This window comes from Calothrix sp. NIES-3974 (genome assembly GCF_002368395.1).
Classification (GTDB): Bacteria; Cyanobacteriota; Cyanobacteriia; order Cyanobacteriales; family Nostocaceae; genus NIES-3974.
Genome location: NZ_AP018254.1, coordinates 4069882 through 4085658, shown reverse-complemented (window position 1 = coordinate 4085658; position 15777 = coordinate 4069882). Strand labels below are relative to the sequence as shown.

At 40.5% G+C, this 15777-nt stretch carries 9 protein-coding genes and 1 pseudogene; 7 read left to right on the top strand and 3 right to left on the bottom strand.

Going from position 1 to position 15777, the window contains the following annotated elements; genetic code table 11:
* Positions 1-167 precede the first annotated feature (167 nt).
* The 6 genes from CDC37_RS16450 to CDC37_RS16425 all read left to right on the top strand — a co-directional run bounded on the left by CDC37_RS16450 (position 168) and on the right by CDC37_RS16425 (position 8151).
* Entirely contained in the window at positions 168-1820 is a 1653-nt protein-coding gene (locus tag CDC37_RS16450) for a M23 family metallopeptidase (protein ID WP_096623234.1), read from the top strand.
* A 499-nt stretch (positions 1821-2319) separates the two neighbouring features.
* Positions 2320-2925 (top strand): transcriptional repressor LexA, encoded by a 606-nt coding sequence (gene lexA / locus CDC37_RS16445; protein ID WP_096623232.1) that lies wholly within the window; start codon positions 2320-2322, stop codon positions 2923-2925.
* 119 nt (positions 2926-3044) lie between these two features.
* Positions 3045-4529, top strand: a complete 1485-nt coding sequence (locus CDC37_RS16440; RefSeq protein WP_096623230.1) for a DNA phosphorothioation system restriction enzyme — start codon at positions 3045-3047, stop codon at positions 4527-4529.
* Positions 4530-5315: 786 nt separating this feature from the next.
* On the top strand, positions 5316-5483 hold the full coding sequence (locus tag CDC37_RS24750) for a hypothetical protein (protein WP_172892791.1): 168 nt from the start codon (positions 5316-5318) through the stop codon (positions 5481-5483).
* Positions 5480-7630: an AAA family ATPase gene (locus tag CDC37_RS16430; protein WP_096623226.1), complete on the top strand. Its 2151-nt coding sequence runs from the start codon at positions 5480-5482 to the stop codon at positions 7628-7630. The genes CDC37_RS24750 and CDC37_RS16430 overlap by 4 nt, the downstream gene beginning before the upstream one ends.
* A gap of 53 nt (positions 7631-7683) precedes the next feature.
* Positions 7684-8151 (top strand): DNA phosphorothioation-associated protein 4, encoded by a 468-nt coding sequence (locus CDC37_RS16425; protein WP_096623224.1) that lies wholly within the window; start codon positions 7684-7686, stop codon positions 8149-8151.
* A gap of 519 nt (positions 8152-8670) precedes the next feature.
* Here CDC37_RS16425 and CDC37_RS16420 read toward each other — a convergent pair.
* The 3 genes and pseudogenes from CDC37_RS16420 to CDC37_RS16405 form a co-directional block, all read right to left on the bottom strand.
* A pseudogene (locus tag CDC37_RS16420) lies at positions 8671-9271 on the bottom strand (cytochrome b/b6 domain-containing protein).
* Positions 9272-9548: 277 nt separating this feature from the next.
* The gene (locus CDC37_RS16415; RefSeq protein WP_096623222.1) at positions 9549-9776 is read right to left on the bottom strand and encodes a HetP family heterocyst commitment protein; all 228 of its coding nucleotides are present in this window, start codon (positions 9774-9776) and stop codon (positions 9549-9551) included.
* Positions 9777-11035: 1259 nt separating this feature from the next.
* A complete protein-coding gene (locus tag CDC37_RS16405; RefSeq protein WP_096623218.1) occupies positions 11036-13174 on the bottom strand; it encodes a GAF domain-containing sensor histidine kinase in 2139 nt (712 codons plus the stop codon).
* Positions 13175-13815: 641 nt separating this feature from the next.
* On the opposite strand from CDC37_RS16405, the gene CDC37_RS16400 reads away from it, so the two are divergent.
* Positions 13816-15747 carry an AAA-like domain-containing protein gene (locus CDC37_RS16400; protein ID WP_096623216.1) on the top strand — a complete coding sequence of 644 codons (1932 nt, stop codon included), beginning with the start codon at positions 13816-13818 and terminating at the stop codon, positions 15745-15747.
* The last annotated feature ends 30 nt before the right edge of the window (positions 15748-15777 follow it).

The following is a 15777-nucleotide window of genomic DNA, read 5'->3' as shown; positions in this document are numbered from 1 at the left end:
ACTAAACAATTCCATATATTTATTTTTTGGGATTGATGGCTGGGTTGGTAAGCTTTTTTGACGGTTAACGGTTAACAGTCAACCCTCAACAATGGGAATTTCCGAACCTCAAATGGCTACCTATCCATCATCTTCAGAAGTTTTTTAGACAAAATAACGGTTGAACAATGACCCAAGAACACAAATCGACTCGTCATCAATCACTCTCAGGATACAAGCGAAGTATACCTGCTCAAGGACTTTGTTGGTTGGGTAGTTTCAGTTTACTGAGTAGTGGTTTTGTCTATGCTCAAACGGAAGCCGCTATTGATAATATTGTACCCACCACAGAAAACGTTCAGCCGGTCAATAGCAAACCAGTTCCATCACCCTCGATAGAACGGCTCAAGAAAACAACACCAGAAGCTAGCAATCCCCAGGTGGAGTTTTCCCAAAGACGGACGCGTTTACGGGAGCGACTTAATCAAAATACCGCTACACAGCCACAAAAACCCATCACCAGATTGAGAGAACGGTTGGTAAATCAGTCTCCCCAACAACCAAAAAATACTGCCCCATCTCGTCCCCTACCATCCTTAGCAGTGACGGGAAATCATGATACACGCAACGTCAAGCCGGAAACTTCACGAATTTCTGGGAATGCAGGTCAGCCACAATCAGCACCAGTAATCAGGTCCTTAAGAGAAAATCCTCATGCTGATGGTGAAAATAATCCAGTTAGCAGCAATAGGGAATCAACCAGGGATTACAATAACGTCTATCTCGACCCCACTGAGTATAAAATTAAGCCCGACACCCATCTAGATCGAGCCACTCCAGTTGTTGTGCGATCGCGTTCCGGTGAATGTCGGGTTCTCGGCGCAAATTCCAGTCTTTGTGGAAAAGTACCAGTGGTTGCTAACACCACCAAACCCGCACCTACTCAGAAAAATAATCTTCCACCCACGTGGATACGTAAAAGCGAAAATGTGCGAGTTGCAACAGATAATCCGATTCATCCCCGTCAAGTTGCCCTCAGCAGAACCCGGTCTGCAACCATTGCGGTCAATAAACCCAGGGAAATCATCCCCTACACACCACAACGGCTCAGACATCAACCTGTGCGTCCAGAGCAACCAGTTACTAAGCATAACCCCAATCGCTTCATCCCCGCACCCAGTAGTTTCATCCCCACACCCGAAACCACCGTCAGTTCCACACCCATTGCTCCTAAAGGGGGAATACTACCGCTACCCATCAATGCCACATTGACTGCACCCCGTCCAAGTCAGGTGACATACGATATCCCCCTAGCCTCCGCATTGCCCCAAATTACCTACACTGCGCGTCTAGGCACAATCGCAAATAACCCCACAGGTATTATTTTCCCCCTATCCATTCCCGCACCGATCACATCTTTATTCGGTTGGCGAACTCACCCCATCACTGGCGATCGCCGTTTTCACTCCGGTACTGATATCGGCGCTCCCATCGGTACACCCATCGTTGCAGCTGCTAACGGACAGGTGGAAATCGCTGATTATGTCAGTGGTTACGGCTTAACCGTCACCATCAACCATAATAACGCCCAGCAAACCCTTTACGGCCACATGTCCCAAATTTTTGTCCAACCAGGACAATGGGTGCAACAAGGGGCAATTATTGGTCTTGTTGGTAACACCGGTACTTCCACCGGACCCCACCTCCATTTTGAAGTCCGTCAACTCACCCCCAATGGCTGGGTCGCTGTTGATGCTGGAACCCAACTTCAATACTCCCTAGGACAGATGACACAAATGCTACGTGCTACCCAAGTTCATCAGTCACCACAGGGTGAATAGGGGAGAGAGAATACAGGAGATCGGTATTCAGATCATTGATTACTGATTTCCCCTGCTCCCCCGACTCCCTGTAGAAATGACCCGACGGGTCGTCCCTACCGGGATTTCTCACAAGTAAGTTGTAAACCTTGAGTAACGGATTGATTTTCCTTCTACTCCCGTCACGGACTATTTCCTATGAGTTTTAGGGTTTTGTGAGAAATGCGGGTCTACACCCTTTTTCCCAAATTCAGAACATAAATACTGCTTTTGCTATAAACTATTAATCAATGAGTAAATCATTAACTAACTCATTAACTAACATTTATTTCCTTACAGATTTTTTGAGTAGGCTTGTCAATTCCGTCAACTACCCAACACTTAATGAATCACAATGAATCACACTTTTTTTAATTTGTTAATTTGATTCAAAATCTCCAACAATAAGTGGTCTGTAAGGATAATTATGTAGTACAAATGTTTTTAGGGGTTTGTATTTTGTCTTCCTTACAAATCAATTATGGAAAAGTTAACACAAGCACAACAAGAGTTATACGATTGGTTGGTTGAATATATTCGCGAGCATCGATATTCGCCATCAATTCGTCAGATGATGCAGGCAATGAAATTAAAATCGCCAGCACCGATTCAAAGTCGATTAGAGCATTTGCGTAATAAGGGTTATATTGATTGGCATGAGGGGAAAGCGAGAACCATTCGGATTTTGCATCCTCCGAAAAATGGGGTTCCGGTGTTAGGAAGTATTGCTGCGGGAGGTTTAATCGAACCGTTTACCGATGCGGTGGATACCGTTGATTTGACGAATATGACCTTACCACCAAAGACCTATGCTTTGCGGGTGAATGGGGACAGTATGATTGAGGATTTGATAGCCGATGGCGATTTAGTGTTTTTGCGTCCAGTTTCCGAACCCGATTTGTTAAAGAATGGCACAATTGTGGCTGCGAGGGTGGAAGGACATGGTACAACTTTAAAAAGGTTTTATCGTAGCGGCGATCGCATTACTCTGCAACCAGCTAACCGGAAGTATACACCCATTGAAGTTCCTGCAACGGATGTGGATGTACAAGGTTCTTTGGTAGCCGTTTGGCGAGATTATAATTAGGAAGTCGGGAGTCGGGAATAGGGAGCAGGGGATGGTAAGGAAATAAGTAATCCATTAACTTAATTACTTATGTACTATCTCCTATCCCCTGTATTCTTTAATGGGTGTCTAAATCAAAAATGTATCTAACTCAAAATCAACCACAGAAAGTACCCGTGTTTAATTTAAAACCTCCATTTCTTGGGGAAACACGGGGTTTTTATCAAGTGGAATCGGTGACGGGTTGTCCGCAAATACCTGGGGAGTTGGAATTGCGACCCTATCAGCGTCAAGCGGTGACGAATTGGTTTGGTAACAATGGACGCGGTACATTGAAGATGGCCACGGGTAGCGGGAAGACAATTACAGCTTTAGCGATCGCCTGTGAATTGTACCAGCAAATTCAGTTGCAGGTGGTGATAATTGTTTGTCCGTTTCGCCATTTGGTGGCACAGTGGGGGAGGGAGTGTCAACGGTTTAATTTGCGACCAATTTTGGCGTTTGAGGGGGTACGCAGTTGGCAAAGTGAGTTAGCGACCCAGTTGTATAATGTCCGCACCGATGCGCAACGGTTTTTAGCGGTGGTGACGACGAATCAAACTTTGCTGAGTCAGGGGTTTCAGTCCCAGATTCCCTATTTACCGGAACGAACTTTAATTATTGGCGATGAGGTGCATAATTTAGGTACACCTAAGTTAGAAGAGTCCCTTCCCCGGAGGATTGGTTTACGGTTAGGATTGTCGGCAACGCCGGAACGTCATTATGATGAGGAGGGAACCCAATCGGTATTTGAATATTTTGGTGAGGTTTTACAGCCAGAATTAACCTTAGCAGACGCGATCGCTCAACAGGCTTTAGTTCCGTATTATTATCATCCCCTATTTATCCAGTTGACTCCAGAGGAGAGTCGGATCTATGCAAAACTGACCCAAAAAATTGGTCGGATACTGTTAACCCGCGATCGCGATAGTGTTAGTATGGATGATTGGGAGCGCAGTCAGGATTTGACAACTTTACTGGTACAGCGCGCGCGTTTGGTTGGAGTTGCCGAAAATAAATTAGTGGCTTTACGGGAATTAATGGCACAGAGACGGCATACTACCCATACCTTATTTTACTGTAGTGATGGTTCTCCAGAACCAGGGGGCAACTTACATTTACGTCAGTTGCAGGAAGTCACCCGGATCCTGGGGACAGAATTGGGGTATCGAGTCAGTACCTACACGGCGGAAACTAGATTACGCGATCGCGAAATCCTACGGCAACAGTTTGAGCAAGGGGAATTACAGGGACTAGTAGCAATTCGTTGTTTAGATGAAGGGGTGGATATACCCGCAATTCAAACCGCAGTCATCCTTGCAAGTTCCACGAATCCCCGTCAGTTTATTCAACGTCGTGGTCGGGTGTTGCGTCCCCATCCAGGTAAGGATTATGCCACGATTTTTGATATGATTGTGATGCCTCCAGAACTGGATAGACAAACCTTTGAGTTTGAACGCAATTTACTCAAAAAGGAATTACGTCGCTTAATTGAATTTGCTAACCTTGCGGTGAATGCAGACACTTGCACCAGCCAACTTATAGATATTCATCACCGCTATGGTTTAGGTGATTATTTGGTTTAATTCACTGAGATTTTTATCTGGTTAATTTTAAATTTTATTTAATTATTTATCTTTATTCAAAGAATATTTAAAAATCTCGATATATTTATGGAGAAATAATGGATATTATCGAAGTAGACTGGATTTCAGATAGAAAACAGCTATTGGGGGGACAGGTGTCGGGAATTGGAGTCATTGGCGATTTTTATATTGGGATATGGTTAAGTTATCTTAGGATAAATTTTTCAGATAAAAGCATCATTACTGACATGAAGACCAAAGTAGGGGTAATTTATAAATTTTCACTAAGTAAGAATGACTTTTTCAGTCAGATATTACCTCATTCCTAGAGGTTGTTTGCAAATTCGCTTTTAGGAAGATATTTTATCAAGAGACGTGACATGTCGCGTCTGTTTCTAACGATAAATATACTGTTTGAGCTTATTTCCCTGTCTCCAAGAAGTGCTTATATCATTTATGTTAATGGTTACGACATATCAGGAGCTATAACCGTTGATTATTCGAGTTTCATTTGTTTCAAAATAAAAGAGAATCGATATTAATCAAGTGTTGATTGACACTTTTTAAACATCCTCTTCAGGATAAAGCTTTTAATTTTGGACTTAAAAACCCATGGGAAAAATCATCAAAATTATCAATTATTAAATGTATGAGTGATACTGCTTAACTTCCATAATACTCCTGAATGTGACAAAATAAGCGATTACTGAAAAACTTTTCATATGAGTCTTTTGTGCATTGATAAATTATGCGATCGCCGATTATCCAAATAGCTAATTTTTCCCTATGCAAACCGACCAAAATGACGTGATGGAACCCATCAACACAGCACCACCAGAGGTGAAGGAAATTATTGAAAAAGTCTGGCAACTGGAAAAACGTCGCCTTGCTCAAAAATGCTTTAGTCATATCAACGATGATATTTTATTGATTATCAAAGAAGCTGTAAAATGAGACTAAAATCAATTCGTTTATATAACTTTCGCTCCTTCTATGGGATGACACCGGAAGTGATTTTATCAGGAAATGGTCAGCAAAATACAATCATTATACATGGTAATAATGGGTCTGGTAAAACCAATTTATTGAATGCATTTACTTGGGTATTATACGAAAAATTTAGTGCAGCTTTTGCCTCCAGTGAACAACTAATTAATAAACGTGCTATCCATGAAGCTAAAGCCGGACAAATAGTTGAAGCTTGGGTAGAATTAGCCTGGGAACATGATAATATAAATTATCGGTTAAAGCGGCGAATTCGCGGTCGAAAACTCAAAAGTGAGAATCCGGTAGCGAATGCAAATAATCAGATTGAAATCGGTAAGACTGAGTTATTTATGCAATATGCCGGAGAAGATGGAAGATGGTCTTTTCCCAGACAGCAACCAGAAGACATTATTAATCAAATTTTACCCAGTAATTTGCACCAATATTTTTTCTTTGATGGTGAAAGAATTGAACAGATAGTGAGGTCAGATAAAAAAGCAGAAATTGCCGAAGCGACAAAAATTCTGTTAGGAGTAGAAGTCATCAATCGCTCCATTCGTCATTTAGGAGAAGCCAAGAAAAGTCTAGAAAATGAGTTAGCTGCAATTGGTGATATTGAAATCAAAAAAATACTGACTACCCAAACTAAGTTAGAATCAGAAAAATCAGAATTAATTGTACGTCAACAACAAATTGAACAAGAACAATTAGAACATGCGGTACTAAAACAAGAAATATATAGTCAACTACAATCTTTAAGTGTCACCAAAGAATTACAGGAACGTCGGCAAACTTTAGTTAAACAAAAATCTCAGCAGCAAACAGAACTCTTCCAAAGCCGCGAAAAAATTAAACGTCTAATTTCTAGTCAAGGATATACAGTTTTATTACCATCACTACATCTTAAGTTTCGAGAATTTATTGCCAAATTCAAACAAAAAAATCAAATCAATCCCGGTATATCTAGAGAATTCATCGAAAACTTAATTCATCAGCAAAAATGTATTTGTGGAGCAGATTTAATACCAAAAAATCCAGCTTACTTGCAAATCATCCAACTTTTAGAAACTGCCGTATCTGCTCAAAATGAAACTACTATTATTCAAATTGAAAACCATATCCATGAATTAGAAAGTCGAGCGCAGGACTTTTGGCAGCAAATCGATAGAGAACAAATTCATGTCGCCGAATTACGTCAACAAATTTCCCAATTAGAATCAGAAATAGATAGCATTAATGAACGTCTACGACAAGATGGGAATCAAGAAATTCGCGATTTACAAACCCAACTAGACAACATCGAAGTTAAAATTCGTGACATTACCCTCGAACAGGGAAGAAATCAACAGCAAATTACATACTTAAATCAAGAAATAGAAACCCTTCAAAAACAAATTAATAAGCAAAAATTACAGGAAGATCGACAGATATTAACCCAGCATCGTATTCAAGCGACCCAAGACGCAATTAGTCGTCTCAACCAAGTTAAAAATCGTCAAGAGAAATACTTTCGTATCCAACTCGAACAACGGGTACAGGAAATTTTTCAGCAAATTTCCTTTGCACCCTATATTCCGAAAATCAGTGATAAATACGAACTCACCTTAGTAGAAAATACATCCGGTCAAGAAATAGCCGTAGCAGCATCTACAGGAGAAAACCAAATCCTCAGCTTGTCATTTATTAGCGCGATTATCGACCGAGTTCGTGATTGGAGCGAAAACCAAAAAATGCTCACCCTCCCCGAAAGTAGTACTTTTCCGATTATTATGGATTCTCCCTTTGGGAGTCTAGACGAACACTACCGTCGGCAAATCGCTAAAATTATGCCAGAGATGGCAAATCAATTAGTCATATTAGCAACAAAAACCCAGTGGAGAGGAGAAGTGGAAACGGAAATTTCCCATCGAGTTGCTCGTGAATACGTACTAGTTTACTATTCTTCCAAACCAGATTGCGAAGTCGATAGTATGGAAGTCAATGGAGTTACCTATCCTCTGGTTCAAGCAAGTGTAAATCAATTTGAATATACGGAAATCCTCGAAATTCAGCATCAACATCAATATCCTCTCCGGGTAGAAGAGAAAATGTTGGCTGATTATATTTCCGCTTGAATATTGAATATTTGATGACTATAAACGCAATCATTCCTATAGGGTGTAGCACCATGTTAGAAACAGGTCGGATTCGCATAGCCAAAGATAAAGCTGAGTTAGTAAAATCACTGACGACGATCGACGGTGGAAATGGCCCATTTTTAACCTTTGCAGATGCGATCGCATTTGCTGCGGCTTTAGGGGTAAAATACCAACAACGTGTTCCCCTAGGGGAAATATCTCGACGGGAACCAGGTCCGATTGGAATGGAAATATTTGTCTCCAGAGGATACGATTTATTCATCAAGCAAGTTGGAATTACCGCAACTGAAGATATCCAGGTTCTCTCTAGCTCTGGTAATGGGGAAGGTAAAGGTTTACAGGTGATTTTTGAAGAGTATGCTAACGGAGGTTTAGAGATACTACAGGAGAAGTTACAGGGTGCTGTGGATTATTCGGAACGGATTTTGCTGATTTTGAGTGGGGAAAGATTTCCCACCCATCAGGGGGAAGAATTTGATTTAAGAAAGTTTCTTTGATGTACTTAGGCTCTGCGGAAAAGTCTTTTCGTGAGGGTCGGGAACAGGGACAGACGCGACATGTTGCGTCTGTAGGGAAATAGTTTTAACCCAACTATTCCACTTTTCACAAGACCCAAAAAATTACAAATGCCAGTTTTTTTTCAGCATTTGTTTACACTTTGTGCGACTAAAATGTCTTCAATCCCTTGCAAAATATAGAGACGCGATATATCGCGTCTTTGTTAAATTACGAATAATAAACGCTACAATCCTTGTAAATCCATGATTTTAGAAGTTCGGCTCCAAAGTAACCTCATTTATTAGTTAATAACAAAGACCATAGCTGGTTGATTCCAGGTTTGTTGATTTGATTCTCAATACACTAGAAGGTTTTTAAAAACTCCTATCTCCTAAGAAGAATGTTGGACAAGAGTTTCAGACTTTATCACTTATCGTCGCTAGCTCTCTCTGTAGGAGTACTCGCGTGATTAATTGAAAAAGTATACTTGAAGTAGTTAACCACTAACTGTCAACCAACTACCAAAACATCGATTCCACTAAAACCTCCCCACCAGACTTACGAGCAAGCAGGGGATGAATAATCACGTATAATAGGATGATTGGTACAGAGGCAAAATGAACGATGCGCAACGCTTGCCAACTACCAAAACATTCTACTATCCACGGAAATTGCGCTGGTTTGTACATCCCCATTCCTGTGAAAATGGACAAAATAAGAATGGGAATTATTGTAGTATACACCAATCGATGCCAAGCGTAATGAAGACGTTTGGGATTACTACTCTTTTGCAATGCATTAATATCGTTTTGACCAACAAATCGATGCTTCCACCTCCGGGTGAAGAGAATATACAACCCGTAAGCAATCAGATTCAAACTAAATAACCACATTGCGGCAAAATGCCAATTGTCTACCACCCGCTAACCAACCTCCCAGGGTGAAAATCGTAGGGATGTGGATCCCGCTACGTCCACCAAAGACGGGGTTGGCATTGTATATCTGCAATCCACTGGTGACCATGACGAAAATGGCAATGATGTTGAGCCAATGAAATATTTTCGCTGCGATCGCTTGATGTGGACGTTTGGGTGGGGATGGAGTAAGGGAAGATTGCATTTATCAGTCAACTGCAATTGGGGTTAATGCTGTATTTTAACAAAAAAATAGTAGGTTGGAAAACCCACTACTGACTGAATAAACACAGAATCGATATTTGGTTGAATTTAAGGGATGTAACACCAGCCGAATCGGGAAATGACGCGATAAAGATATGACCACTGCATTGATTTCGCTATTCACGTTTTCTTTAACTAACTAAATATTGAGTGTTGCTGATTGATGTACCAAAAATCTCGCAGTGTGAGTAGTTCTAATACACGCGTTGATTTAAATCTTAGCTTTCTGTTTTCACTAAATGGGAATGGGATTGCTCAAATTGGTAGTTGTCTTTGAGTAAACGGATATAGGTGCGGTAGGGAATATAATGCAACGGTTCGTAACCATTGTACCGCAAAATCAAGACACAAGCCCAGGAATACTTGCCAGCAATTATTGCTTTGAGTATCTCTTCAATTTGCTTATTATTCATCGGTTTTAAATTCACTTTTTGTTGACACGACATAAATCGATATTGGGTCGTTTTTTGCCCCCTATTTCACAGTTTATATATCTAGCGTATCAAGTTTTCAGCTTTTATTAAAAAAACCGTTAAATATTTATAAATTTTTGATGAACTAACTAGCTACTGTGTCATTTTTATTCAATAAAAATACTATTTGTTTTATTTTGTGTGTGTCAAATAATCATTAATTGCTTTGTTTGACAATAATCGAAGATATATAAAATCTATAACAGTTTCAGCGCTGGTGTAATAGGACAAATCCATGAAACCTTTTCTCAGCAAGCTTTATTGCGGTATGAGCAAATAGGAAATACTAGTATTTTTTATGGAGATAAGATTATTTTTATACCAATAGCTGTTGTATTCAGGGGTTAGTATTGTAAATAAATATGCTTGCTAAATTATACTCTAACTTCTGGAAATTGATGGGTAAAAATTGGCATAAAAATTACTGAAATTACGGATGTTATAAGAATAAATCTCTTTAAATATGGCAATATGTATATCAACAGGATTTATTGTTAAAAAACTAACATCAAAATGAGAAATTCAAGCCAAATACAAGCACTATTTGTGACAAGACTAGTATTAATGATGACAATTACCACAAAAAACACGATGAAATTAAGGATAATGCCTGATGTAGCAACATCAGTTTTTAAGAGTCTCATGGAAATCTAAAGAAATAATTATATTAATTGATTAGTACGCAAAGCAATCAATGATAAGTAAAATTTATGTCACGGAAGAAATTTATGTTGGAAATCATGCAGCAAATAGTGAAGAGGGAAAAGTCAGATATTTCACATTTCCAGCTTTAATTTTGGGTTTTTTGCATAAATTTGCAGGATTGACTATACAAGTATTTGAGATTAGGTTTCTCCAAAAAATAAACTACAAGAATAAATTATCTTCCCCAGTCCAATTGAGGTGATAAAATAGGGGGTAAAACCCATGATGATGCATCAGGTTTGGCAATTGACTTTATTGATTTTTTATAGATATAATGCCAGCAGTTAGCTATTAGCTATGTACCTGAACCCCAGGATAATTTTGGCAATTTAGATAGTCCAGTTTCTCGTCGTTTTGATTATTAATCAGGGGATGTGAACAGAATCATTATTCTTGTAGGAATTACCTCCCAAAGCAACCCAAGTGAATTACAACTAGTCAAATCCTGTATTTCTCACGAGTAAGTTGTAAGCTTTAAGCAACGGATTGATTTTCCTTCTAGGGGTTTTGTGAGAAATGGGGAGAAATTAACGGATGGTGGGATTAAATTCAATTAAAAACTCTGTACCTTGACCAAATTGACTGGTACAGCGAATTTTTCCGATGTGCTTATCGATGATATGTTTACAAATTGTTAATCCTAAACCGCGAATTTGGGTATTTGCTTTCGTCGTGAAAAATGGTTCAAAGATACGTCGTTGAATGTGGGGAAGAATCCCATTTCCATTATCAGCAATAGTAACTGTGATTTTCTGTTTTACAGATTGGCGATCGCTAGATGAGGAAGGAACCACCGATAGATGACTGCGATGGATTGCAGTACGGATACGGATGGTGGGAGCAAAGGAGTAATCGGATTGTAATCGATCCTCGATTGCGTCAATAGCGTTATGGAGGAGGTGGATAAACACCTGATTAATTTCGCTGGGATAACATTCGACTAGGGGTAATTCGGCAAAATCCTTAATTATTTGAATCCCTGGACGTTGATTATTGGCTTTGAGACGATGTTGTAGAATCGTTAGACTGCTGTTAATACCTGCATGAAGGTCATATTTGCAAACTTTCGCATGGGGAGGTGTGATAAACTCCTGTAATGCTTTGGTGATTGTTTGTAGGCGATCGCTACCAGCACGCATTGACCACAGTTGTTTGAGTAGTTCGGTTTTGAGGAAATCCGGATCGAGATTGGGGAGATGATTAGCTGCAATTAGGTCTGGGGAAAGACGGTTGTGGTGTTGGTACAGTTCCAACAAACGAATTAAATCCTCCGCATTTTGACTAACGGGTGTGAGGGTGCTGTAGAGAAAAGCGATGGGATTGTGGATTTCGCTGACTAGCTGTTGGATTAGATGACCTAGAAGGGCAAACTGTTCCGTCTGGATAAGTTTTTGTTTGTAATGTTCTAATTCCCTTTGCAACTGTTCCAGATGGGTTTGTAACTCCTTTTCTCGAACTTGGGTTAGTTGCAAAGTTGCGATCGCGTTTTCGCGGTGTTGAGTGAGGTGTTTCTTTTGTAGGGCAATTCCGATTAAGCTACAGACCTGCTTGAGGGTTTTAATTTGCTGGGGATACCATTTATAGCTAGTCTGGATGTCGGTGCTAACGATCCTACGGGGAAAGTTGGACAAAGTAATATGGGAGTCCTTCAGTTTCTTGTGTTCAGTCTGATTAATTGGTAAGCTAGGTGATATATGTGGAGTTTTTTTGCCTTTTTGGGTTGGGGAGTCACAACAGATATGCACCGTCAGCAAACCCCATAGACGCGGTTGAGAGGGACTTTCCGTTTCCCGCACCGGATATTCTAAGATGGGAACAATGCCACAGGCTTTGATCTGTAGTTTTTGGCAATAATCCATTTGCAGGGAATTGATCCGCGCTGTTGCCACATCATCAATAAATATCATTCCCCCCTCCAAAAAGAACTTCATATCCTCTTCACTAAGGGGAAAAGAATTGATGGGAATATGTTCCGATAACGATGGAGAAGCATTGGCAATAGATGCCACAATATTTTTCTCTCCCGCAAATAATTGGTAAACTACAACCCTATCTGCATCACAAAAAGCTCGTACATCCTCGCAAACACTACGCAACATGCTATCAAACCTACCATGACAGGCAACTTGTGCGCGAATGCGTGTTAATAAGTTATCCGTAACATCCACCTCTTTCCGCAAATGAAAGATTTCTTGACTACCCATCATCTGGAGGGGTTGAAGATTTTGATCCCACTGACAGACCTTTAAGCGTTCCCGTACGACCAAGTTTTGTTGGTTGAGTGTTCGCAGACGATAAATAGTTTCACAAGTAGGTGTTTCCCCCGTCAAACATTTACTCCACACCTCCCGAACGAATCCAACATCATCCGGATGGATAAATTGGATCTCAAACTCTTGTCGAGTCGATGGTAAGTCTGGATGACCGGAAATTTTTCTCCAGTCAAGATCAAATTCAATCGTACCTCGCTCTAAACAGCAATGCCAAAAACCCCAATCTGACTTGACCAATAATCCTTGTGCTAATAAAGCAGGGAAACCCTCACCATTTAACCGATTTACGACTTCGAGGGAAGGGGAATGTAAATATGGACTATTAACCTGGGAAGAATAACTCGACACTTGCTCAATGCCATGCTGATGGAAAGAAGAATCTTCAATCTGCATAATTACCTAGTCACAACGGGAATGTACAACAAGTCCAGCAAATGCTACCCAGATTACCAATAAGCTCCCACAGAATTAGATTAGATCAGCCATCCGTTCAATCTGACTTTGGATTGTTTTTGACCTTCTGATTTCATCAGTCTGAAAATTAATCTTTCCAATTGGACTGCAAGAACCTAAACTTTATCTTGTATCGGATATGCAAAAACGTAAACTCACAAATGTGACTTTTGATGTTGTGATTAACGCTCACAAGTTTAGCTAAATGACTACAAAATTTCTTTAATCAGAATTAAAAAATGTTGTTTAAATCACATTTACCGTGACTTTAGCAAGTTACTTCGTCTTTTTGTACCCAGCAAACCTAATTACGGTCTGGGTTTTAACTAAAACACATTAGTCTCCAAAAGTCAACCCTAAAATGTAGCATGTTTGCTCTCCTAAGAACAACCATCAGTGCGACTCAAGCTACAAGCTCATCCTGTAAACAATTCACCTTGGGTTTGTTGGGCTTTGAGCATAAATACTAAATACTATAGTGAACAAAAAGCTCACTTCTTCACCGCATACAGTATAAATTAGTTCCAACTTTTTTCGTACTGTTTGTAAGAAAACTCCTTGCACCCTACCAGCTAACCACCATGACCATCGACGAGGTTTTGCGCTTAATTGCAGCAACGCTACCCAATAAATTAACTCCACTCCAGGAATTTGTCCTGCGTGCTACTTGGGAGGGAAAAACCTATAGCACCATGGCCAAAGAAGTTCACTACGGAGAAGAAAGAATACGTAAAGTAGCTTCAAACATGTGGCATTTACTGAGTCAAACCTGGGAAATAGAAATCAAGAAATCGAACTTTCGTGATATCTGGGAACAGCGACAACTGACTCGAAAAGAACAACAACTAATAGCAGAATTAAACCAAAGCGATCGCCTGATTGCTTCCATCCCTGGGGAATTTCCCAATGGACCGGTACCACTCCACTCACCCTTTTATATTCCCCGTCCACCTTTAGAAGAGACGGTTAACCTCGCGATCGCGGAACCGGGGGGAGCAGCTTGTATCAAATCACCCAGAAAAATGGGAAAAAGTTCCCTACTTTTACGGATGATAGCCTATGCAGAAAATTTCGGCTACCGTTGCGTGACATTGGATTTACAACAGGCAGATACGAACCTATTTACCAATCTCGATCAATTTTTACGGTGGTTAGCAGTAAATATTGGTCGGGAGGTGGGGATCAAGGTGAATCTGGAGGAATGTTGGCATGTCCAACTGGGTAGCAAGGTGAACTGTTCCCTGTTGATGGAGAATCACATTTTAGCAAAATTAGATACACCCTTAGTTTTAATTTTGAATGAATTAGATTGGATTTTAAACTATCCAGCGATCGCAGCTGATGTGATTTTGTTATTACAATCTTGGTATGAGCGGGGTAAACAGGTGGAAATATGGCAAAAACTCCGGTTAGTAGTTGTCTACAGCAGCGAAATCCTGGTTCCCTTAAACCTAATTTCTTCTCCCATTGATTTGGGTGTATCGGTGACATTACCCTATTTTCAACCTCAGCAGGTGAAAACTTTAGCTAGTCGTTACGGACTTGATTGGCTCCAGGATTCCCATATAGACCTGTTAATGGGATTGGTGGGGGGACATCCCTATTTACTCCGATTAGCTATGTATCATCTGGTACGGGATGGAGGAAGGGAGCAATACCTACAGGATTTACTGGAACAAGCATCAACGGAAACAGGTATTTATAGCGAGTATCTGCATCAGTATTTATTAATTTTACGGGAAGAACCGGAACTTGCAGCCGGATTAGAACAGGTCATATTCAATTCCGAACCAGTATACCTAGAACCAGTCATCGCCACCAAATTACAGAACCTGGGATTAATCCAAATAGTTAGCGATCGCTGTAGTCCAGCTTGCGAATTATACCGTAAATACTTCCGTCAATACTTACGTCATCATCTCCACAACTACCAGAGGATAGAGGAACTAGAACAGGAGAATCAGCAACTCAGAATCCAAACAAGTTTAGATGAAGTCACCCAAATCCCCAACCGTCGTTATTTTCAAACCTATTTAAATACCCTGTGGAAAAAATACGCACAGCAACAAGACAGTCAACTCAAATTGGCCTTAATTCTCTGTGACATCGATTATTTTAACTATTACAACCGCATTTATGGTAATGCCGCAGGGGATAATTGCCTACAATTAATTGCCACCACCATCAATCGCTGTCTCCAAGCGGTCCGTAAAACCGACCCCACTACCCTGCTAGCTCGTTATCGCGATGAACAATTTGCGATATTATTAACAGCAGAAACCCAATTAGCAGCCCAATTAGCAGCCACTATCCGTGAACAGATCAAACAATTGGCCATCCCCTGCGAGTATCCAGGAATTGGCGGATTACCAGCCAACGTTCTCACCGTTAGTTTAGGTGTAGCCTCTCTCCCACCCCAACCGGACACCGATGCCATCTCCTTGATTCGTAACAGTGAAACCGCCTTAAACCTCGCTAAACGTCGAGGAAGGGATGGCTATGCAACCTATTGAGGGCTTGCTGAAAAAAGTCAGACTTTCATA